Here is a 21,028-nt window from a genome sequence, read left to right as displayed (position 1 = left end):
ATCCCAGAGATGTGCGGTCGCAGGGCCGATGACGCAACCGAACAGATCTGCGGTGTGATGTGAGTCACACGCGCTTCAGCTGATCAGGTCGACGACGGTGCTCGCGTAGATCCACTTGGTGCTTTCCACACCGACCAGCAGCACCCTCTGCCCCGCACGCACCTGGCCGGACCGCCGGGCCTGGTCCAGGAACAACGGCACTGCGGCGCTTCCGACGGCGCCGGTCCGCGCCAGGCTGTCGATCACTCGACCGGTCAGCTTCGTCCACTCGGGTGTGCTCAGCCCCGCCGCCTGCAGGGCGTCGAGCATCCAGCCCGCGTTCCCCTCTGGGACCAGGCACCAGTCGACGGTGTCGACCGTCACGTCGCAGGCCTCCAGGCCGTGAGTGATCGCCTCGGTGACCATCCTGGGCGTCACCTCGGCGGCGCCCACGACGTCGACCTGGAGATCGACCAGGCGGGGGCTCGCCGCCTGGACGTGCAGTGGCGCGTGAGTTCCTCCGCCGACCGAACGGATTCCAGGCGGCCGGTCGCCTCCGATCGCGCACGTCGCGCCGCCGAGCAGGCCGCCCGGCTCGTCCCCGACGGTGAGAACGGCGGCGCCCGCCCCGTCGCCGAACAGGTACAGGGGGATCCGTTCCCGCATCCGGATGCGTTCCACGTCGCGGTGCAGGTACAGAGGAGCGAGCACCGGGGAGATCACCTCGCTGCCGATCACGAGCGCCGTGGTGGCCGTGCCCGACGTCAGATACAGGCGCGCGATGTCCAGGCACTGCACCCACCCCGCGCCGCCGGACCGCACCTCCAGGGTCGCGCAGCGGTCGATGCCCAGCCGCTCCTGCACGAGGTTCGCCGTCGGCGGAAGCGGATACTCCGGTGTTCCCGTGGAGAGCAAAATGAGATCGACCTCGGCGGCGTCCACGCCGGCGTCCGCCAGCGCCCGCCGGGCCGCCTCGGTGGCCATGTCGGTGTTGCTCTCGCGGTGTCCGCCGGTGTCCGGATCGATCATCCAGAACCGCTGCTCGATCCCGAGCCCGTCCAGCACCTGCGCGGGCAGCGCGCCGACGAGACGTTCCAGGTCGTCGTTCGAGATCGGCTCACCAGGCTGGTAACCACCTGTGCCGACGATGTGCGCACGGCGGCTCACAGCGCTCCGGCCTTCCTGGTGCGAGCGGCCGCGATCACCGAGATGGCGTCGCGAGCGTTGAGGGTCATGTCGGGCCGCGCCTCGACCGGACGCCCGCCCTGCGCACTGGTCAGCCGGACGCGCTGCAGCAGGCAGGCGGCGACGATGGTCAGCTCCATCGTCGCGAAGGCCATCCCGACGCAGTGGCGGGGACCGGCCAGGTAGGGCAGGTAGCTGAACCTGAGCCGATCAGCGACGGCCGCGCGGCTGAACCGCTCGGGGTCGAACCGTTCCGGCTCCGGCCAGTACACCGGGTCCCGGTGCAGCAGGAACGTGTTGAGCAGCAGGAACGAGCCCGCGGGAACGTGGTGGCCACCGAGTTCGTCGTCCTCGACAGGCGTCCGGGCAACCTGCCACAACGGCGGATACAGGCGCAGCACCTCCTGAATGACCATCCGCAGGTACCGGAGCCTCGGAAGATCGCCGATGGCGGGCGGCCGTCCGCCGAGCACCTGCCCCACCTCCTCGGCGGCCTGCTCGGCCACCTCCGGATACGTGGCCAGGCAGTGGCACAACCAGGACAGGGCGGCTGCCGCTGTCTCGTGCCCGGCGATGAACAGGGTGGTCACGTGGTCTCTGAGCTGCTGGTCGGACATGGCGCCACCGGTGTCGGGATCGCGCGCCGCCATCAGCATCGCCAGCAGGTCGCCGCGCCCGGACCGCATCGCTTCCCCAACGCCCGCCCCGCCCGTCCGCCGTGCTCCGATCAGCTCGAACACGATGCGGTCCATGGTTCTCCTCGCTCTGGTGAAGCGGAGGTTGCGCGGTGTTGGCACCCATTCCGGCAGATCGAGCACGGCGATCAGTTTGTGGTTCAGGTGCTCCATCTCGACGCGCACCGCAGAGGCGAGCTCGGCCGCGGCACCCACCCAGTCGGCGGTGAACAGACACCGGGCCAGCACGTCGAGGGTGAGCCGTCGCATGTCCGGTCGCACGTCGAACGGGAGGCCCTGGCCGGCCCTGCGTTCCCACTCACGTGCCAGCAGCCCGGCCCGTTCGGCCATGATCCCGGCGAAACCGGACAGGTGGTCCTTGCGGAACACCGGTTCGACCAGGCTCCTCTGGTGCGTCCACTCCGGACCGCTGGTGGTGACGAGCCCACGTCCCACGGCCGCGCCGACCTTGCGCTCGAAGTCGGCGGGATGCGGGTAGTTGGCGAAGTTGTCCACGAGGATGCGCTGGAAGTGATCGGGACCCGTGACCAGGTACACCGGCACCGGTCCCCGGAACCGCACGAGTTCCCCGTACTCCTGCTTGGCTCGCCTGAAGGTACCCATCGGATCTCGCCGGAAGTCCAGGGCCGACCCCAGCAACGGGTGCCCGGCGGGACCGGGCGGAAGCATCGCAGCAGACATGATCATCAACCGTCCTTCAGCGGCACGAGAGCCATCGGCATGCCGCCCTCGGGGTAGAGGAAGACGTTGGAGGTGGGTGTGCACAGGTGTCCCGGCCGCAGCTGGAGCCGGTAGGACTGGAGGAGACGAGCGATCACCAGGGGGGCCTCGAACAGCGCGATGCTCGCCCCGGGGCAGAGCCGCGGCCCGCGGGAGAACGGCATGTAGGAGTACAGGGGCTGCTGGGTGGCCCGCTGTCTGGCGAACCGTTCCGGCTGGAACCCCTCCGGGTTGTCCCAGAACTCCGGGTGCCGGTGGAGCAGGTAGGGGCTGATGAACACCTGCGAGCCGCGGGGGATCCGGCAACCGCCGAGAACATCGTCCTCGATGGGGCTGCGCGACATCGTCCACACCGGTGGATACAGGCGCAGCGCCTCCTGGTAGACCATGCGCAGATAGCTCAGCCGGGGCAGGTCGGAGTCGGCCACCGGTCGTCCGCCCACGATCTCGGACAGTTCGGCCCGTACCGCGTCCTCGACGGCCGGATGCCGCGACAACAGGGAGAACGTCCAGACCAGGGACAGGGCCGTCGTCTCGTAGCCGCCGAGGAAGATCGTCACGATCTCGTCGCGCACGTGCTGGTCGGTCATCCCGCGGCCGCCTGCCGACAGCAGCCGGGACAGCATGTCGTCCCGGTCGGCCGGATCCCGCCGCCGACGCTGGATCAGGTCGTGCACGAAGCCGTCCACCAGGGCGCGGGCGGCCACGAACCGGCGGTGAGCTGGGGTCAGCCGTGTGCCGGGCAGCTCCACGAAACGTTGCAGCCGGGCGTTGGTGTGGGCGTTGCAGGTGCGCACGGCGTCCGCGATCTCCGCGGTCCGCCCGCCGAGGTCGGCGCTGAACACCGTGCGCATCACGATGTCCAGCGCGAGCCGCATCATCTCGGGCGTCAGGTCGACCGTCTCCACCCGCTCGTCACGCCACCGGTGCGCCAGCTCACCGGCGGCCGTCACCATGACCGGGGCGTAGGAGGCAACCCGGGCACCTTTGAAGACAGGCTGAGCGAGGCGGCGCTGCCGGAAGTGGAACTCGCCGTTCGAGGTGAACAGGCCGTTACCCACGAACGGCTCGAACTTGCCGACCGACAGCGGGTCCTTCGGATAGATCGGCTGCTTGTACTCCAGCACCTGGCGTACGTGGTCGGGATGGTTGACGAGGAACAGCCGCCGCGAGCCCGGCAGCGGGAACCGCACGACGTCTCCGTGCTCGCGCCAGGCGCGGGTGAAGGTACCCACGAGGTCGCGCGCCAGGTCCGGCCCCACGCCCACCACCGGGTAGCCCCTCGGCCCCGGTGCCTCCCGCGCGAGGACTGGGGACAGTTCCGCCGGGACAGGCGGCGGGGACAGTGCGGACCGGACGAGGGAGCGGGCTGCCGTCAGGACCTGACGGAGCGGGTGTGCGTCGAGGGGCGGCACGGCGCCTGCGGCCACCAGCAGCCCGTGGAAGTCGGACTCGTGCCACAGTTCCCGCAACCGGCCCTGGTCGTCGATGACGACGTGGATCATCTCGGTGAGAGTGAGCCCGCGCCGCGTCGGCGGCACCAGGCCGGCCAGGTGTCCGGTGTGGGTGCCGCGGAAGGCGAGCCGCGCCACCACCTCGGGCCCGGCGCTGATCAGGCCCTCAACCCGATAGGACAGGTCGGGCTGTCCCTGTTTGACCAACCGGACCAGACGCTGGAACTCGGGCAGCGTGCGCGTCTGCGGGTGGCTGCCGATGTGGAAGGACGCCTCCGGCGCGCACAGCTCGTCCAGGGTGTTCAGAAGATCCTGCTCGCCGATGCTCCACGCTCGCCGCAAGAACTCCAGAACGCAGCGCTGGTAGTCGATCCCGCTGCTCATGACCGCCCCCTGCCCGCCACCGAGGCCTTGGCGGAGAGCGCCGCGAGGCGGCCTGCCGTGCGCACCAGGTGCCCGCTGCCGCCGAGCACACCCGCGTCCGCCGGAGGCAGCACGCCGAGCTGGCCCAGGACCCGCAGCGGGCTGGACTGCCGCCACAGCTCGGCCACCCGCCCGTCGTCGAACCGCAGCCAGAGCATCTCGGTGGCGTGAGTGAACAGGCCGGTCGGCGGCAGGCCCCACAACCATCCGCGATGCGTCCCGGTCACCGAGGTGCGCAGGAACACCTGCTGCCCCTGCTCGACCGCGGCGTGCACGGCGAGCCCGAGGTCGGGCAGACCGGCGCGCAACCGGTGTACCAGCCGCAACAGGCCGTTCCGGTCGAGGACGCCCGGCTGGTCGGGTGAGTGACCGGTGAATCCGGGGGCGAGCAGACGGTGGGCGACGCTGTCGTCCCCGTGGTTCCACAGCCGGTCCACGAGCTCGCCGGCCAGGGCGGTCAGGTCTGCTGCGGGCTCAGAAGGTCGGTCCGGCATCGGTTTCTCCCGTGGTCAGAAGAATCTCCCTGGCCGCGTGACACCCGGAGACGATCACGCGCAGCGCGCTGGCCGCCTGCGTCCAGTGCCCGGCCAGGTACAGCCCCTCGATCGGCGTCGAGTGGGCAAGGCGCTTGCTACCGGCCTGGTCCGGGGTGTTCTCCCAGCCGTACGCCGCGCCGAACCGGTTCCCGGTGAATCGTTCGAGGGTGTGCGGGGTGGCGCTCTCGACGTGGGTCAGCCCGGCGCGAAAGCCGGGGTACACCTGTTCCACCAGGTCCAGGTACCGCTCCTGGAGCACCGGCTTCAACTCCGCCCAGTCCTGTCCGGCGTCGTACGGGGCCAGTGCCGTCGAGGTGAACAGGTGCTCTCCGGCGGGCGCCAGCGAGCGGTCCAGCAGAGTCGGCACCACCACCACGGAGGCCGGGGCCTGCCCGCGCTGGAACCGCCGGAATGTCAGGTCGTGGTCGTCCCCGGTGAACAGGAACGTCTCGTGCGCCGCGCCGGCCGGGTCGATTTCGCAGGTACTGGCCGCGTACACGACGAACATCGACATCGACGGACGCAGCCGCGCCAGCCGGCGCGCGTAGGCCGGTGGCACGTGGTCCATTCCCACCAGGTCGTGAAAGGTGTGCCAGGCATCGGCGTTGGACACCACCACCGGGGCGCGGACCAGGCCGCCATCGCCGAGAAGCACTCCGGCGACCCGGCCGGACCGCAGTACGACACGCTTGACCGGAGTGTCGGCCGCGACCGTCCCTCCGCGTTTCTCGATCGCGCTCACGAAGGCATCCACCAGACGCTGGAAGCCGCCGACGCAGTGCGACAGGCCGTGCAGCTGGGTCTGGAGGAAACGCGCGTACAGCTCGAACGACAGCTGGGAGGGCGGCAAACCCATGTAGGGCCACCCGGCGGCACAGAAGGCCCGGCAGCGCGGATCGGAGATGTGGGCGTTCAGCACCTCGGCCAGGGTGGCGCGCCGATGCTGGAAGTACACCTCGCTGCCGCGCACCGCGGCTCCGAGCTCCCGCGCAGAGAGCCGGACGGGCAACTGACGCGCCTCGGCGAGAAACCGCTCGCAGAGGCCGAAGAACGACCTGATGCCCGCTGCTTCGTGGGGGAACGCGGCCACGTACGCCTCGACGACGGCACCGGAGCCGAACGGGACATCGAGCGCGGTGGAACCGATGACCGCCCGGTACAGCAGGTCGGAGTCCACGAAGTCGCACTCCCCGGCGACGTCCAGGTGGTCGAGCAGGCGGCGCAGCGTTCCCCCGGGTCCCGCCTCCGGCACGACGTGAATGGCCGGGTCGAAGTACCTGCCGTCCCTGGTGAACCCGTGGGCGTACCCGCCGACGCCCGCGGCGCGTTCGGCCACCAGCACCCGTCGGCCGTGCCGGGCGAGGTAGGCGGCCGTGGCCAGCCCACCCAACCCGCTGCCGACGACGACCACGTCGAACTCGCCGCCGTACCCCTGGCCGGTCACCGGGCCCGTCCCAGCCCGAGCGCGGTGAGCGCACCGCCGTCGACGGGGACCAGCGCGCCGGTGATCAGGCCGGCGTCCGGCCCGGCGAGGAAGCAGACCGCCTGGGCGATCGCCTCGGGCTCGACGAAGCTGCGCAGGGGAATCTGCCGGAGGATCTGCTTTCCCCGGTCTCCCTCCAGCAGTCCGGCGACCATCTCGGTGGGCGAGAACCCCGGCAGGACCGCATTCACGCGCACGCCGAAGCGAGCCGCCTCCATGGCGCTGCACCGCGTGAAGGCGTTGATCGCACCCTTTGACGCCGCGTAGTTGGCCTGACCGATCCATCCGCGTTCACCCATGACCGAGGAGATGTTCACGATCGACCCGCTCCCCTGCGCCATCAGGCGCGGCAACACGGCCTGCGTGCAGTGGAAGACGCCGCCGAAGTTGACCTTCATGACGGCCAGCCAGGAGTCCGGTGACATCCGGCAGATGAGGTCGTCCTCGGCGACTCCGGCGTTGTTGACCAGGACATCGACGCGGCCGTGGCGCTCGACCACCTCGGCGATCATCCGGTCGACCTCGTCCGGTTCGGCGACGTCCGCGGCGATCACCTCCGCCTGTCCGCCCTCGACCTGGATGAGCTCCGCCACCTCCGCGGCTCGCGTCGCCGACCTGCGGTGGTTGACGACCACAGTGGCTCCCTCCGCCGCGAGAGCGCGGCAGATCTCCCTGCCGATGCCGCGGGATCCCCCGGTCACCACGGCCACCTGCTTGTCGAGTTTCACCCCGCGTCCCCTCTCGTGATCACGATGCTGACGTGAGCGCCACCCAGCGACGAGCTGTTCACCAGGGATGCGCGAGAACCCGTGCGATGACGCGTCATGTCGTCCCAGGCGAGCAGGGCGGTCAGTGCGCCGCCTACTCCGAGCGGCTCTCCGACGGTGAGCTTCGGCGCGTGGATCTTCACGCCGGCCGGGAGGCATCGGGTGACCGCCGCGCGTTCGGCGTTGTCCGCGGTGCCGAGCCCGGCGGCGGCCAGCCACACGTCGCCGATCTCGTCCGGGCTCGTCGCCGCGTCCAGCAACGCACCGAGCACCGCGCGTTGCACGCCCTGACCGGCCGGATCCCACAACCCGCTCGAACGGGCGTCGTGGGCCGCCGCCCAGCCGCGGACAGCTCCGAGCGCGGTCGCGCCGCGGCCGTGTGCCACCTCGGGGCGTTCGAGCACGATCGCCACCCCGGCCTCGATCAGTGACAGGCCGTCACCGCGGCGGTCGTCGCGGAGCACGCCCTGCCGCCGGTAGGCGCTCAGCACCGTGTCGGTGAGCACATCGGCTGCGACCACGACGATCCGGTCGGCCCGTCCCATTCCGATCAAATCGGCTGCGTAGCCCAGTGCGACGGCGCCCGACGCGTGGCCGACGGACACGGTGCACGTCGGCCCGCGCAGGCCCAGGCGGGTGGCGACCCGCCCGGCGGCCTGGCTGTAGACGGTGTTGGGGAACACCGAAGGGCTGGCGGCCCTCGGTCCCTCTGCCAGCAGCGGCCCGAGGAACTGTTCGATGGACTCGGCGGGGCCGACACCGGTGCCCAGCACCAGGCCGGTGCGTTCGGCGTCCGCCGATCCCGGCTCGACAGCGGCGTGGCGCAGCGCCGTGGCCGCGCTCATCACGCTCAGCGCGGACAGCCGATCCAGACGCCTGCGGTCGCGCCGATCCAGGGACGAGTTGACGTCGAGATCCACCGCAGGTCCGGTGGTGACCCGCCCGTCACCGCCGGCCGACCGTGTCAGGAGGTCGACGCCTTCGCCCGCCGGGGAGAAAACGGCAATCCCGGTGACCAAGGCCGGTTGCCAGGGGGTGGTGACGGCGGAACCGATGCCGGGCCGCGCGAGCACGACGGCGGCGTTGACGCCGCCGAACGCCATGCTGTTGGCGATCGCGGCCCGGCCGTCCCACGGTCGCGCGGCGCCCGGCACGTAGTCCAGGTCGCACTCGGGGTCGGGCTCGTAGTCGCCCGCCGTGGGCGGGACCACCCGTTCCCGGACCGCGCAGGCGGTGACGATCGCCTCGACGGCACCGGCCGCCCCGAGCAGGTGCCCGATCACCGACTTGGTGCTGCTGACCGCCACCGAGTCGGCAGCGGGGCCGAGCGCGGCCCGGATGGCGTTGCTCTCGGCCACGTCGTTCTTGGGCGTCCCTGTGCCATGGCCGTTGACGTAGCCGATGTCCGTACCGCTCAGACCGGCGTCGGCGAGCGCATGCCGCAGCGCCTGCGCGGCTCCGGAGCCGTCCGGCCGAGGCGCGGTCGGGTGGTAGGCGTCCGTGCTGAGTCCGTAGCCCGCCACCTCGGCCACGACCTCGAGCCCGGCGCGGGCCGCCAGGTCGGCGCGGACGAGCAGGAGCCAGCCGCTGCCCTCACCGAGTGACAGGCCGTTGCGCAACCGCGAGTAGGGCGCCGCGGGTCGCGGGGCGAGCGACTGCAGCGCCGCGAACCCGGCTACGACCACATCGGACAGGGCGTCGACCCCACCGGTCAGCACCGCCTCGGCTCGTCCGCGCCGGATCAGGTCGGTGCCCAGCCCGATCGCGCTGACCCCGGACGCGCACGCGGTGTTCACCGCGAGCACCGGGCCGCGGGCACCGACACTGGTCCCGACCGCCTCGGCCAGGGCCTGCGGCGTGATGGTGCGGGCCACTTCGGCGGGCAGTTCCACCCCGTCGAGTGCCGCCTGACACCACCGCCGGGCGGACAGCAGGCCCGCGTTGCAGGTGCCGAGCACCACACCGAGCCGATCGGCGGGCACCAGGTCCGCGGGCACGGCCGACCACGTCTGCCAGGCGGCGGCCAGTGCCAGCGCCAGTGCGCGGTCGGCATGGGGTCGTATCCGGACACGACGTCCGAAGGGCTCGGTCGGCACGTGGTCGACCTCGCCCGCGACGAGCGTGGGATCGACCGGCCAGTCCAGGTGGCGCACCGAGGTGATGGCGACCCTGCCTTCGCGCGCACCCGTCCACAGGTGCTCCGCCGTGGCGCCGAGACTGCTGATCGCGCCCATCGACACCACGACCACGCGAGGCGCCTCGCCGTTCACCGCGCACCTGCACAGCAGTGCTCGTTCAACCCACGCAACATGACAGCGGCACGTTGCCCCGCGAGGCCGGAGGCGAGACCGACCGCGGTACGCACCCGGCCGACGACAGGTTGGTCACGAATCCACGTCATCGGTGGGAGAGCCGGGTCGACGTAGCGGAGGTTCGTCACCGGAGGCACGACGCCCATGTCGAGTATCAGCGCCGCGATGGCGACGTTCAACGCTCCCGACGCAGCTCCGAGCTCTCCGGTGCCACCCTTGACGCACGTCATGGCGGGGGAGCCCCCGCCGACAGCCAGTCGTATCCCCGCGGCCTCGCCGAGGTCCCCCCGCCGAGTGGCGTTGCCGTGTGCCACCACGACACCGACCTCCCCCGTCTGTTCCCCGGCCTGGCCTGCCGCTCTGGACATCGCCTCGGCGATGGGCAGTCCGGACCGGTCCGCGCTCAGGTGGCCCGAGGCGTCGAAGGTGGTCGCCGCTCCCGCGATCTCCGCGTAGACGTGGGCTCCCCGGGCCGACGCCGACTCCGCCGACTCCAGTACGAGCAACACCGCTCCTTCACCGGGCACCGACCCGCTGCGCATCATGTCGAACGGACGACACACGGCGCTGCCGAACTCGTTGCGACCGCTCAGTACTCCGAGGCCGTCCCATTGCGACAGCGGCCACCACGACGAACGGTCGTCCGCGCCGCCGGCCAGCACCAGATCGGCCGCGCCGGTACGCACCGCGGTCGCCGCGTGGGCCACAGCGATCGCGCTCGACTCCGCCGTCCCGTGGAAGTAGCCGTTGACTCCTTTCGCGCCCGTGAGCTTGGACAGGGTGAACAACGCGGTCGATTGCAGCCCCTCGACGTAGTAGAGGGGGTGGATGTGGGCGGCCGCCGACGAGCCGAACTGGCGGAGGTCGACACCACCGTCCGGGGTTCGCGCGGCGAGACTGCCCTCGACCAGGTGCTCGGGATCGGAGATCTCCTTGCCCCCGCTGAGGAACACCCCGATGCGGTCCTTGGCCACCGAGCCCAGGTCCACTCCCGCGTCGCGCAGCGCGAGCATCGCTCCCGCCGCCGCGAGCTGGTCGTTCCTCGTCGTCTGCCGGATCAGCCGCCGATCCACGTAGCGTTCCGGTGCGAAGCCGGGCACGGCCGCACCCCAGCGGGTGGCGAAGTCGGAGTCCGCGACCGAGTCGAGCTCGCGCACCGCGCTGCGACCGGCCAGGAGGTTGCGCCAGCACACCTGCCAGCCATCGCCGAATCCTGTGATCATGCCGATCCCGGTCACCACGACGCGCCTCATGTCCGCCTCCTCGCGAGCCGCACCCGACGGGCGCCTGCGACTACACGGCCGTCGACCGTCGCGTCGACGCGGCAGCTCACTTCGGTGTCCCGCGAGTCGACGACCTCCGCCGTGAACCGGACCTGGTCACCCGGCTGCACAGCACGGCGGAACTGGACCCGGCTCACGTCGGCGACCCGCCACCTGGTGGCCCCGCCGGGCGCCGCGAGACGAGCCAGCCACACCATGTCCTCCAGCAGCAGCACCCCTGGCAGGACGGGAAACCGCGGGAAGTGCGTGGCGAAAACGTCCAATGTGGCCGTGACGTTGCGCAGCGCCGTGGCCCGGCGACCAGGCTCCACCAACGGGGTCTCGTCGAAGTCAGTCACGACATCCTCCTCGGGCCGAACGCACCACGAGGCTGGCATTGGTGCCGCCGAAGGCGAACGCGTTCACCAGCGCCGTCTCGACCTGCCGGGCTCGGGCGGTCAGGGGAACGAAGTCCAGGTCCAGGGCGGGATCGGGCCGGCGGAGATTGACCGTCGGTGGAATCAGGCCGGTGCGCAACGCGCCGAGCGCGGCGATCAGGTTGACCCCTGCGGCCGCGGAGGTCAGGTGCCCGGTCATCGACTTCGGCGAGCTCACGCACAGTGCCCCGGCGTGCTCGCCGAAAACTTCCTTGATCGCGACGGTCTCGCTGGCGTCGTTGCCCGGTGTGCCGGTGCCGTGCGCGACCACGTAGTCCACCAGGTTCGGCCTTGCACCGGCATCCTGGATGGCCAGGCGCATGGCCTCGATCGCGCCGCCGCCGTCCGGAGGTGAGTCTGTGACGCGGTATGCGTTCAAGGTACTGCCATAGCCCGCCAGCTCGGCGTGCACGGTGGCGCCACGCGCGTGCGCCCGGTCCCAGTCCTCCAACAGCAGCACGACGGCGCCCTCTCCCAGCACGAAACCGTTGCGGTCGGCGGAGAACGGCCGCGACGCCGCCGCGGGATCGCTCTCCCATCCCGCAGCGAGCGCGCCGAGCAGGCTGAAGCCCAGCACGTCGAGCCAGGTCGTCAGCGAGTCGTAACCGCCGGCCAGCACCACGTCGCACTCGCCGGCGCGGATCATGCGCAGGCCCTCGCCGACGGCGTTGGCGGCGCCCGCACAGGCCGTGCTGATGTTGACCACCGGGCCGGCGAACGCGTGCCGCCTGGCGATGAACGCACTGACGAAGCTCTGGTCTCGCCGGACGACCACGGCCGGTGCCTGCCGGCGGTATCGGCCGGCGAGCACGTCTTCAGCCATGCCGACGAGTTCGGTCAGCTCGGCCCGGCCGACCGTGCCGGCCAGACACACACCCTTGCACCACTGGGATCCGTCGGTGGGTTGAACGTTCGCCGCGCGCACCGCCTCGTCCGCAGCCGCCACGGCGAAGCCCGCGGCGCGGGACAGTTTCCTGGCGGTGCTCCGGCCAAGCCGGCGGGCCGCGTCGAATCCGTTCACCTGAGCGGCGATCCGCACGGGGAAGGTGCTGGCGTCGAACGTGCGGAGCGCGGAGATCCCCCCGCGCCCGTCGACCAGTCGTCGCCAGGTCGTGGCCGTGTCGTTGCCCAACGGGGTCACCGCACCGACTCCGGTGATCGCGACTCTTTTCATCGCGGCAACTCCTGACCGCGCAACCGCTCGAACCGGCGCCTGGTGTCCACGGGGTCCTCCAGACTCGCCGCGGGCAGCAGGGCACACAGGATGTTCCGTGCCGTGAGCACCGGTCTGCCGTCGACCGAAACGGTGCCGGACAGTACGGCGACCTGGTCACCCATGGCGTCGACCTCTCCTCGCAGCGACAACACGTCCCCCGGCCCCGCCTCGCCGTGATAGGTGATCTCGTCGACCGACACCAGCGCGCCGCTCCGGGCGAACTCGGTGGACGCGAGCACGAGCCATGTTCCGGCCTGGCACAGCGACTCCAGCAGCAGACCACCGGGAGCACGATGGTCGTCCGCACCCCACCGACGATAGTTCTCCGTGCGCGACAACAGCTTTCGCGCGATGATCGACCGACCCGGCACGAGCGAGTCGATCCGATCGACCATGTGGAACAGCATCGAGCCTCCTCGGGCGATCTGGGCCGGCGCAGCGGAAACTCCGTCAGCCACCAGCCGGGCCGGCGGCGCCGAGCCTGCTGCGCACCAGCTGTTCCAGGTTGTCCACTGTGAACAAACCCATCACCTCGTCAGCCTTGATCCGGCTGACGCGCGCGCCGGTCTCCAGTTGGGGCATCACCAGCAACAGCTGGGCCATGCCCCGCTCCGACACCATCTCGTCGGCGTCACCGAACTCCTCGTCCGGGATGCCGCCCTGCACGTAGTCGGCGAGCTCGGCGGCCTCGATCCGCACGCCGAAGCTGCGCTCGATGCGAAAGAGGATGTCCAGCAGGTCGATCGACTCGGCTCCGAGGTCGTTCAACAGAGTCGCGTCACCGATCACCTCGTCGGGCTCCAGGGCGAGTGCCTCGCCCACGATGGCCCGCACCTTCTCGCCGAGCTCCGTGACCGTTCCCGTCATGTCCCACCTCCGCCTGGCACGCCGGCAGGCTTTCCCTGCCGTGCATGAAGGATCAGATGGCCCATCAGGACGGTCATGACGCGCTCCGCGCACTTTTCCTGATTTGCCCGTGACACGGCAGCCGTCCCGCGCCATCACCCCAGCGCGGCGGTAGTCGCCTACTCCGCTGGGGGGATTTCGAGGCTCGTCCGCATCGGACCTGACCCGGTACGCGCATCGACTCACCGGACTACGACCACATCGGAGTCCGTCCCGTACGTCCCTGCCTCGCTTGGGGGACGACTACCGAAGGGATTCGCAGTGCGATCAAGGATCATGCGCAACAGCGGCGTCGTGCTCGGCACCGCCGCGTTCGGCCTCCTGGTCAGCGCCGGCCCAGCCATGGCCGAGGCGGCCACTGCCTACTCCAGGGCAGAGCTGGTCAGCGTGAACGTCGGCCCCCTCAAGGTGAACCCGATTCGGGTCGAGGCGCCGCCGAACACCGCGATCGACCAGCCGAGCTTCAACCTGGCCGACATCGTCAAACTCGACCTGATCGGCCTGGGGCTGGCCGCCAACGCCAATCCGCCCGCGGGTACCAGCGACGCCAGTGTCAACGCGGCCGACGTGGCGCTGAGCGTCGGAGTGCCTGGCGTGGCCGGCTTCGAGATCAACGAGAACGCGATCGACGTGAGCTGCAAGGCGATCGGAGACAACCTCTCCGGAACGACCACCGCCGCCTCGGTGAGCGCCAAGGTCACCGGACCGCTCGGCACGCCTGTCCTCGACGTGAAGATCCCGGTGAACCCGCCGCCGAACTTCGGCGTCGACCTCCCAGGCATCGGCAGCCTCGTCGTCAACAAGCAGGTGAAGAAGGACGGCGTCATCACCGTCACCGGCCTGGAACTGTCCCTCCTGCCCGCCATCGGCGGTGGCGGCACGGTCGAGTTGGCCAAGACCGTCTGCGGTCCGAACACCCCCGGTGGTGAAGTACCGCTCGGCACCGCCGCTGGCCTCGCCGCCGGCGTGCTGGCCGCTGGTACCGGCGCGGCCATCGTCGTGTTCCGGCGCCGCAGGTCCACAGTGGGCGAGCAGGTTGCCACGACGGACTACTGACGTCGGCTGCTCACCAAGACGAGGTCGGGGCGTCGCTCAGCGTCCAGCGACGCCCCGACCTCGGTTCCACCGAACTCCACACCGGGATCACGCGCTGCCCGGCCGGCACGTGAGATCCCGATGTCCAGGACAGGAGTCAGCCGGACTTCCTCGGCTGGCCAGGCTGACGTCGGCTGATCGCCCCTGCCTGCACACTCGAGTGCGTACACGTCGGCACGCCACTGTGGTGTCGGTTGCCGACGCCTGGAATCCAGGTGTTGCACCACTGCTCCGGCACCCGGCCAGGTCCGGGCACATCCCTGTCCTTGCCCGATCGTGTCGCGCGAGGGCTGAAGCTGCGAAAACTCCTTTCAAGCCAACAACTTTCATAAGTGAGGCGACGAGTGCCGCGGGCCACCAGACGGCCAACTGGTGGATCAGATCCTGGTCGAGCTGGTGGGCCACTTGCCGAAGCCGAGTTGCATCGCTGTCCGCGGCGAACTCGGCTTCGACGCGTTTCGGGGACCTGACGAGCCGTGACCCGTCAACCAGGACGAATTCGCTGGTGACCAGGTCATCAATCACCAGGCGGTCTACAGCTCCAAGCCGTCCTTGGCCAGACCGGAGCAGCTCAGCCCTGATCCTCGGTTGCGAGCATGGGTGGAGATCAACAGGATCGCATCGACGATCGCGATCGCGACCGTGCAGGTGCCGCCGTGGTGGAGTTCAAGATGGACGTGCTTGCTTAGTACCTCTGCTTACGCCAAAGGACTCCTGCCAGCACAAGCGCTAGAACACCAACGACTCCAACGCAACTAGCCGCCGCTCAGCGCCGTTGAGCGCCATTCAGTGGCGTTGCGCTCCTGGCACTGCTCCAGTTCTGCTCCAGCACGATCAGTGTGAATCGAGTCCTTCGACAGTCGCCTGCCCGACAAATGCCTCAACATCCACCTGTTCTGGTCCTTGCTCCACGCCAAGGTCACTATCGGCGACTGGAAGGAGGAGTACGACCACGACCGGCCTACGCTGCGATCTGTACCCACTAATTGGCTCTCACGCGTCTGGTGTCGTATGCCCACATCGCGATCTCGACGCGGTTGCGGGCGCCGAGCTTGGTCATCAACGATGCGACGTGGTACTTGACCGTACTCAGGCCGACGAAGAGTTCGGTGGCGATCTCGGCGTTGGTCCGGCCCCGTGCCACCAGCGCGAGCACCTCCGCCTCGCGCTCGGTCAGCGGGTCGATGGGCTGGACCGGTACCACCGGCGCCTGGTCGGCGAAGGTCGCCAGCAGCCGGCGGGTGACGTTGGGGGCGATCAGCGCGTCCCCGTTGGCCGCCGCGTGGATGGCCTGCACGAGGAGCTCCGGCCCGGCGTCTTTGAGCAGGAAGCCGCGGGCGCCGGCGCGTAGGGCGCCGATGACGTACTCATCGAGGTCGAAGGTGGTGATCACGACGACCGCCATCGGGTCCGCCACGTCTGGCCCGGCCAGGCGCCGGGTCACCTCGACGCCGTCGAGCCCAGGCATCCGGATGTCGACGAGGAGGACATCGGGACGCAGCCGGGTCGCCAGGTCGAGCGCTGCGAGCCCGTCTGTTGCCTCCCCCACGACCTCGAGGCCGGGTTGCGCGCCGAGGATCATCACCAACCCGGTCCGGACCAAGTCCTGGTCGTCGGCTACGACAACACGGATGCTCATCCCAACGCCTCCACCGGCAGCACGGCCTCGACCACCCAGCCACCCTCGGGCCCCGGCCCCGCGGAGAGCGATCCGCCGAGGAGCTGGGCGCGTTCGGCCATGCCCAGCAGCCCGAACCCGAGCTCCGGGGCCGGGCCCGGCTCGGTCCGTCCATCGTCGCTGACACGCAGCCTGACGGCGTCGCCCTCCCGGCGTACGTCGATTCCGACGCGGGTCGCGCTCCGGGCGTGGCGTACGGCGTTGGTCAGCGACTCCTGCGCGAGCCGGTAGAGCGCGGCGTCCACGGGTCGTGCCAGCCGGGTCAGCGAACCGTACAGCGAGACCTCGACGGTGGGCGTCGCGTCGGCGCGCGCCAGAGCAGGCAGGTCCGCCACACCCAGCTGCGGTGAGCAGGCGACGGCTTCCTCCTCCCGCAGCACCCGCACCATGGATCTCATCTCCGCCAGGGTCCGCGACGCTTCAGACTCGATCGCGGCCAGGACCTCGGCAGCCTTCTCAGGCTGGATGCCGGCGACCACGCCACCGGCCTGCGCCTGCACCGCGATCGCCGACACGTGGTGCGCCACTGTGTCGTGCAGCTCTCGCGCCAGCGCCACCCGCTCCTGATTGCGGATCTCACGCTGTTGGCGATGCCAGAGGTCCGCGCGGTAGCGGAACACCGCCGCGAGGGCGACGAACAACAGCAAGAGGACGCTTCCGCCGAAAACATCGGCCCAGCCCGCGGAGGAGGCGTACATGCCCAGCGCGACGACGACTGTCACGAACGCCGTCCCCACGACCATCTCCCGTCCCGAGCCCCACCGCACCAAGGAGTAGAGCAGGATCAGGACGGCCATCGTGGAGTAGAGGCCGGCGTCCCCGGCGTGTGCAGTCAGCTGGAGGACCGAGAGCAGCCCGACGACGCCCCACCCGACCAGGGCGGCCATCAGGGGGCGGGCCCGCCGCCAGAGCAGGGCAGGCATGAGCGCCAGGGCGAGCACCGTCACCAGGGGTTGCCAGGGCACGCCCGGCCGAGCGACGCCCTCGACCAAGGTGGCGGCCGCGACCACGCCCACCAGCAGCCAGTCGAGCCGACCGATGGGTGGGGCGTGAGCAGGCCGCGGCTCACGCCAGATGGAGCGCCAGACAGTGACCACGGCTCCAGCCTAGGGATCGGCGTGCCTCGGCGTACCAGCCGAAAGAACGGGAGACAGACCATGCCATCGGCCAGGCCAACCCCAGCCTCCGGGCCGGGGCGCCCGCCGCCGGCCTCAGCGATCGTGAACCTACCGATCTTCACCACGACAACGGAGCCCACGATGAGAACACGTCACCCCGCCACCGCCACACTGGAAGACCATCGGATCCCGGTGAGAGCCAAGCTCGCCGCAACGTGGACAAGCTTCATGTTCCTGTACGCCTATGTGGACATTCTCAACTTCTTCACGCCCGGCGTCATCGAAGACATCCTCATCGGCAAGGTCTTCGAGTTCGACCTCTCCCAGACCTTTTCGACCACGGCGCTGACCCTCATGGCCATTCCGATCCTCATGGTCGTGCTGTCGATGACGCTGCCCGCCCGGGCGAACCGCATCACCAACCTCACCGTCGCCTCGCTCTACGTCCCCGTCACGGCGTTCAACGCGGTGGGCGAGACCTGGCTGTACTTCTACGGCCTTGGCATCGCACTGGAACTGATCCTTCTCGCCCTCATCGTGCGGTATGCCTGGACCTGGCCCCGCACCGCACCGTCGGCGACCATGGCCACTAGCCCAGACCGTGAAACCGTTCGCGCCCAACAGCAAGCGTGACCCCAAGAGCGTCCCCGTCCTGTTCGGAGCCATCTGCCTCGGCATCGCCAACGGGCTGATCATGGACACCCAGCCGCAGTCCAACGCCTGGCAGTTCAGGCAAACGCCCCGCGGGTTCCGCAGCGACCACGAGACTCCCTCTGTCCGGCTGGCAGTCGCTACGTCGCTCCTCAACCTCGTTCGGTCAGCCGCGCAGGTCAGCGATGCGGGTCTGTGATCTCACCCAGCGTCTCCAGGCCTCCCACAGCTGCCCCATGGGCCGCTTGCCCAGGTGCCGTTCCCACTTCGTCCCAATCTTCGCCAGCTCGGCGTCCGCGATGGGCACGGCGTCGAGCGCCTTGCCGGTGACCTTCACCAGCCGAGCTCGCGACCCCGACACCGTTCCGGTCGTCTACGCGGACGGCACGCTGGGCGAGCCGATGCCCTGGCGGTTCGTCGAGTGCAGCGAACCGCAAGGGCAGGTGCCGTCGCCGGACAGCCGGTCACCCGCGACTCGATCCACGCCGCTGCATCATCGCGACGCCGGCGACCAGTGCCAGCACGGCGCACCTACCGCACACGCTGACGATCATCACCCCGGCTGGACAGACCGACGAGTACGACAACCCCATACCCCGGTTCGACCCATACCCCGGTTCGACTACTGCCCCGCTGCATCCCACCGCACCCGTGCGCGGGATGCTCCAACCCCGCACCAGCGCCACCACCGCCGAGCCCGGCCGCCAGGCTGTCACGGGCTCGTGGTGGTTGTTCACGCTCGACCCGATCGCCGCGCGCGAACGCGTGGAGTACGACGGCCGCGTCTACCAGGTCGAGGGCGACCCCGAACGTTGAGAGCCCCGGCCTGGTCGAACGCACTACGAGACGACCCACATCTCGGGGAGCACGAGCGCTCACCTCACGTCTGGGTCACCTGACGCAGTGTGCGGACTGGATGTCGGCTCATGGTCGAGTGTTGGCTCGAGACCACACGTCTCGCAGCCCTTGCTCGAAGCCCGATACGTAGTCGTGGGATGGGCTGAACGACCAACGGTCGCATCCCAAGGGATTGACCATGTTGCCGACGCAGTCGGCGCGGCCGGGATCGGGTGTTCTGGCGGCCGGCCGCAAAAGTGATCGGCGCCGTCGGTGGTACAGGCGATTCGCGGGTCCGCGAGTCGCCGGTGGCCACGTTGTGTTCACCCGATGCAGGTGATGTGGTTACGTTGGCCCCAACTGCTCGGAGGTTGCCGTGGATGGCGATGTGTTGCGACCGGGTGATGTCCTGGCGGCGGCCGAGAGCGCACCGCCGGTGCAGTCGGTCGAGGTCGTTGCGCGGGACCTGGCGAAGCGGTTCGAGGCCGTCGACGTGTCGTTCCTGTTGATCGACGTCGATGATGAGCGGCTGGTGCGGCTGGCTTCGACCACGTTGGATCTCGGCGGGGGTGGCGCGGAGTGCGTTGATCTGCGGGACAGTGTCTACGAGGAGGTGCTGCGCACCCAGCGGCCGTGGCACGAGCAGCACGGCGACGGCATGCGGGTGGTGCTGCCGGTGACCAACCGCGGCGACTGCGTGGGCGTGCTGGAGGTGACCGTGCCCTCGCTCGACGAGGAGGTACTGGCACAGCTGGGCGAGGCGGCACACGCACTGGCCTATGTCATCGTCACCGACCGGCGCTTCACCGACCTCTACCACTCCGGCAGGCGCACCACGACGATGAGCCTGGCGGCGGAGATCCAGCACCAGCTGTTGCCCACGGCGTCTTGCTGCGAGGCTGCCCAGTTCACCGTCGCCGGAGCCCTGGTGCCTGCTCACGACATCGGCGGCGACACCTATGACTACGCCCTGGACCGCGACGCCCTGCACCTGTCGATCACCGATGCCGTCGGTCATGACGTGGCCTCGGCGTTGACCGCGACCCTGCTGGTCGGTGCGCTGCGCAGAGCCCGCCGGGCCGGCGACGACCTGGCGGAGCAGGCACAGCAGGCCAACCACGCCCTGCTGGACCACCGCCTGGGATCACTGGCGACCGGACTACTGGTGCGCGTGGACCTGCACACCGGAGCGGTCGAGCTGGTCAACGTCGGTCACCCCGTACCGCTGCTGCTGCGCAACGGCGTGGTGGAGCCGCTCGAGCTGAAGATCGATCTGCTCTTCGGAGTCAAGCCGTACTCCTACCGGGTGCAACGGCTCGACCTGCGCCCCGGAGATCGGCTGGTGCTGCTCACCGACGGCATGTTCGAACGCGACGCCGAAGCCGTCGACCTGCCGCTGCTGCTCCGCAGCACCGAAGCACTGCACCCCAGGGAGGTGGTACGGGCGGCGACCAGGGCTGTGAGGCGGGCTTACCGTGATCACCTCAAGGACGACGCCACCGTGCTCTGCCTGGACTGGCATGGAATCGGCCGCACCGAACGCCACGCAGACAACGGCGCCGACACGGACTCCGCCTCGCCCTCGCGCCCGACCGGTCCATCTGCCCAACCGTGCGAACATCCTGTCCAGGATCATCAGGGAAGTAGCTGACAACCGGACGAGCCGGTAGCTTCGGCTGCTCGCGCATCCGGAGCTACCGAGCGCTTGGGCGATGGTCTTGGCGCTCACACGCCTCGCAACGGTGGGTACGGCTCGCCTGGCGGGTGCGCAGGCGCCGCCTGGGTGGTGTGACTTCTGGCTTCGTGGAGCTGGTCTTCCAGGGTGACGATGCGGCAGGCGGCGTCCAGGCCGATGCCCTCGTCGAGCAGGGTGCGGACACGGGCGGCCAGGCGTAGTTGGTAGCGGGAGTAGCGGCGATGCCCGCCGGCGGAGCGCTGGGGCTCGATCAGTTTCCGCTCGTCGAGGCTGCGCAGAAAAGCCGCGGTGGTACCGAGCATCTCGGCGGCCCGGCCCATGGTGTAGGCGGGGTAGTGGTCGTCGTCAAGGTTCTCGGCCGCGGTCTGCGGTTCGGCGAGTTCCGGTCGGGATGTCTCTGGGGTCATCGCGCCTCCACATCACGAGGGGCCCCGATGCGCAGTAGCACCGGGGCCCCAAGGGTGTATGGGTTTCACTTCCATCAATCGGCCGTGAGGCCGTCTTACCTTTCCGCGTCACCCGCACCAGAGGCGGGGAACTGCGGGGATCGTTGCGTGTGCTTAACCGAAGACCACCCG

Annotated in this window: 20 protein-coding genes and 1 pseudogene; 5 read left to right on the top strand and 16 right to left on the bottom strand. The window is 69.9% G+C overall.

Annotation, left to right across the window (positions count from 1 at the left end; all coding sequences use genetic code 11):
• Nucleotides 1–75 precede the first annotated feature (75 nt).
• From C8D87_RS21005 to C8D87_RS20950, 12 genes are read right to left on the bottom strand one after another with little or no spacing between them, the layout of a single operon-like run.
• Nucleotides 76–1,146 carry a 3-oxoacyl-ACP synthase III family protein gene (locus tag C8D87_RS21005; protein WP_112228026.1) on the bottom strand — a complete coding sequence of 357 codons (1,071 nt, stop codon included), beginning with the start codon at nt 1,144–1,146 and terminating at the stop codon, nt 76–78.
• A complete protein-coding gene (locus C8D87_RS21000) occupies nt 1,143–2,546 on the bottom strand; it encodes a cytochrome P450 (RefSeq protein WP_112228025.1) in 1,404 nt (467 codons plus the stop codon). Before C8D87_RS21000 ends, C8D87_RS21005 begins: the two co-directional genes overlap by 4 nt.
• Nucleotides 2,546–4,417: a cytochrome P450 gene (locus C8D87_RS20995; RefSeq protein ID WP_112228024.1), complete on the bottom strand. Its 1,872-nt coding sequence runs from the start codon at nt 4,415–4,417 to the stop codon at nt 2,546–2,548. The genes C8D87_RS21000 and C8D87_RS20995 overlap by 1 nt, the downstream gene beginning before the upstream one ends.
• Nucleotides 4,414–4,950, bottom strand: coding sequence for an ester cyclase (locus C8D87_RS20990; RefSeq protein ID WP_112228023.1), 537 nt, complete (start codon nt 4,948–4,950; stop codon nt 4,414–4,416). The genes C8D87_RS20995 and C8D87_RS20990 overlap by 4 nt, the downstream gene beginning before the upstream one ends.
• Nucleotides 4,931–6,436 carry a phytoene desaturase family protein gene (locus C8D87_RS20985; protein WP_170166515.1) on the bottom strand — a complete coding sequence of 502 codons (1,506 nt, stop codon included), beginning with the start codon at nt 6,434–6,436 and terminating at the stop codon, nt 4,931–4,933. Before C8D87_RS20985 ends, C8D87_RS20990 begins: the two co-directional genes overlap by 20 nt.
• Nucleotides 6,433–7,203 (bottom strand): SDR family NAD(P)-dependent oxidoreductase, encoded by a 771-nt coding sequence (locus C8D87_RS20980; protein ID WP_112228264.1) that lies wholly within the window; start codon nt 7,201–7,203, stop codon nt 6,433–6,435. Before C8D87_RS20980 ends, C8D87_RS20985 begins: the two co-directional genes overlap by 4 nt.
• A complete protein-coding gene (locus C8D87_RS20975; protein ID WP_112228021.1) occupies nt 7,200–9,512 on the bottom strand; it encodes a beta-ketoacyl-[acyl-carrier-protein] synthase family protein in 2,313 nt (770 codons plus the stop codon). Before C8D87_RS20975 ends, C8D87_RS20980 begins: the two co-directional genes overlap by 4 nt.
• On the bottom strand, nt 9,509–10,807 hold the full coding sequence (locus C8D87_RS20970; protein ID WP_112228020.1) for a beta-ketoacyl-[acyl-carrier-protein] synthase family protein: 1,299 nt from the start codon (nt 10,805–10,807) through the stop codon (nt 9,509–9,511). Before C8D87_RS20970 ends, C8D87_RS20975 begins: the two co-directional genes overlap by 4 nt.
• Nucleotides 10,804–11,175 (bottom strand): 3-hydroxyacyl-ACP dehydratase FabZ family protein, encoded by a 372-nt coding sequence (locus tag C8D87_RS20965; protein ID WP_211337450.1) that lies wholly within the window; start codon nt 11,173–11,175, stop codon nt 10,804–10,806. Before C8D87_RS20965 ends, C8D87_RS20970 begins: the two co-directional genes overlap by 4 nt.
• Entirely contained in the window at nt 11,168–12,427 is a 1,260-nt protein-coding gene (locus C8D87_RS20960) for a beta-ketoacyl-[acyl-carrier-protein] synthase family protein (protein WP_112228019.1), read from the bottom strand. Before C8D87_RS20960 ends, C8D87_RS20965 begins: the two co-directional genes overlap by 8 nt.
• Nucleotides 12,424–12,876, bottom strand: coding sequence for a 3-hydroxyacyl-ACP dehydratase FabZ family protein (locus C8D87_RS20955; protein ID WP_112228018.1), 453 nt, complete (start codon nt 12,874–12,876; stop codon nt 12,424–12,426). The genes C8D87_RS20960 and C8D87_RS20955 overlap by 4 nt, the downstream gene beginning before the upstream one ends.
• Before the next feature lie 43 nt (nt 12,877–12,919).
• Entirely contained in the window at nt 12,920–13,336 is a 417-nt protein-coding gene (locus tag C8D87_RS20950; RefSeq protein ID WP_112228017.1) for an acyl carrier protein, read from the bottom strand.
• 300 nt (nt 13,337–13,636) lie between these two features.
• Between C8D87_RS20950 and C8D87_RS20945 the strand changes: the two genes are divergently transcribed.
• Nucleotides 13,637–14,431 (top strand): choice-of-anchor P family protein, encoded by a 795-nt coding sequence (locus C8D87_RS20945; protein ID WP_146771809.1) that lies wholly within the window; start codon nt 13,637–13,639, stop codon nt 14,429–14,431.
• A gap of 882 nt (nt 14,432–15,313) precedes the next feature.
• Nucleotides 15,314–15,430: pseudogene (locus C8D87_RS49220) on the top strand (integrase core domain-containing protein); the annotation flags it as partial.
• A gap of 22 nt (nt 15,431–15,452) precedes the next feature.
• Here C8D87_RS49220 and C8D87_RS20935 read toward each other — a convergent pair.
• On the bottom strand, nt 15,453–16,109 hold the full coding sequence (locus tag C8D87_RS20935; protein ID WP_112228014.1) for a response regulator: 657 nt from the start codon (nt 16,107–16,109) through the stop codon (nt 15,453–15,455).
• Nucleotides 16,106–17,245, bottom strand: a complete 1,140-nt coding sequence (locus tag C8D87_RS20930; RefSeq protein WP_112228013.1) for a sensor histidine kinase — start codon at nt 17,243–17,245, stop codon at nt 16,106–16,108. Before C8D87_RS20930 ends, C8D87_RS20935 begins: the two co-directional genes overlap by 4 nt.
• Before the next feature lie 162 nt (nt 17,246–17,407).
• On the opposite strand from C8D87_RS20930, the gene C8D87_RS20925 reads away from it, so the two are divergent.
• Nucleotides 17,408–17,899: a DUF6326 family protein gene (locus tag C8D87_RS20925; RefSeq protein ID WP_112228263.1), complete on the top strand. Its 492-nt coding sequence runs from the start codon at nt 17,408–17,410 to the stop codon at nt 17,897–17,899.
• A gap of 184 nt (nt 17,900–18,083) precedes the next feature.
• Here C8D87_RS20925 and C8D87_RS45230 read toward each other — a convergent pair whose 3' ends face one another.
• Nucleotides 18,084–18,278, bottom strand: coding sequence for a hypothetical protein (locus tag C8D87_RS45230; protein ID WP_146771808.1), 195 nt, complete (start codon nt 18,276–18,278; stop codon nt 18,084–18,086).
• Between the two features lie 290 nt (nt 18,279–18,568).
• Between C8D87_RS45230 and C8D87_RS46030 the strand changes: the two genes are divergently transcribed.
• The gene (locus tag C8D87_RS46030; protein ID WP_170166514.1) at nt 18,569–18,733 is read left to right on the top strand and encodes a hypothetical protein; all 165 of its coding nucleotides are present in this window, start codon (nt 18,569–18,571) and stop codon (nt 18,731–18,733) included.
• A 397-nt stretch (nt 18,734–19,130) separates the two neighbouring features.
• Nucleotides 19,131–20,405 carry a PP2C family protein-serine/threonine phosphatase gene (locus C8D87_RS20920; RefSeq protein WP_112228012.1) on the top strand — a complete coding sequence of 425 codons (1,275 nt, stop codon included), beginning with the start codon at nt 19,131–19,133 and terminating at the stop codon, nt 20,403–20,405.
• Nucleotides 20,406–20,479: 74 nt separating this feature from the next.
• On the opposite strand, the gene C8D87_RS20915 is transcribed toward C8D87_RS20920, so the two are convergent.
• Nucleotides 20,480–20,857 carry a MerR family transcriptional regulator gene (locus C8D87_RS20915; protein WP_112228011.1) on the bottom strand — a complete coding sequence of 126 codons (378 nt, stop codon included), beginning with the start codon at nt 20,855–20,857 and terminating at the stop codon, nt 20,480–20,482.
• Nucleotides 20,858–21,028 lie beyond the last annotated feature (171 nt).

Origin of the sequence: Lentzea atacamensis (assembly GCF_003269295.1) — a bacterium.
Taxonomy (GTDB): domain Bacteria; phylum Actinomycetota; class Actinomycetes; order Mycobacteriales; family Pseudonocardiaceae; genus Lentzea; species Lentzea atacamensis.
Note: the sequence above shows the minus strand (reverse complement) of the source record. Positions and strands in the feature narration are given on the sequence as shown.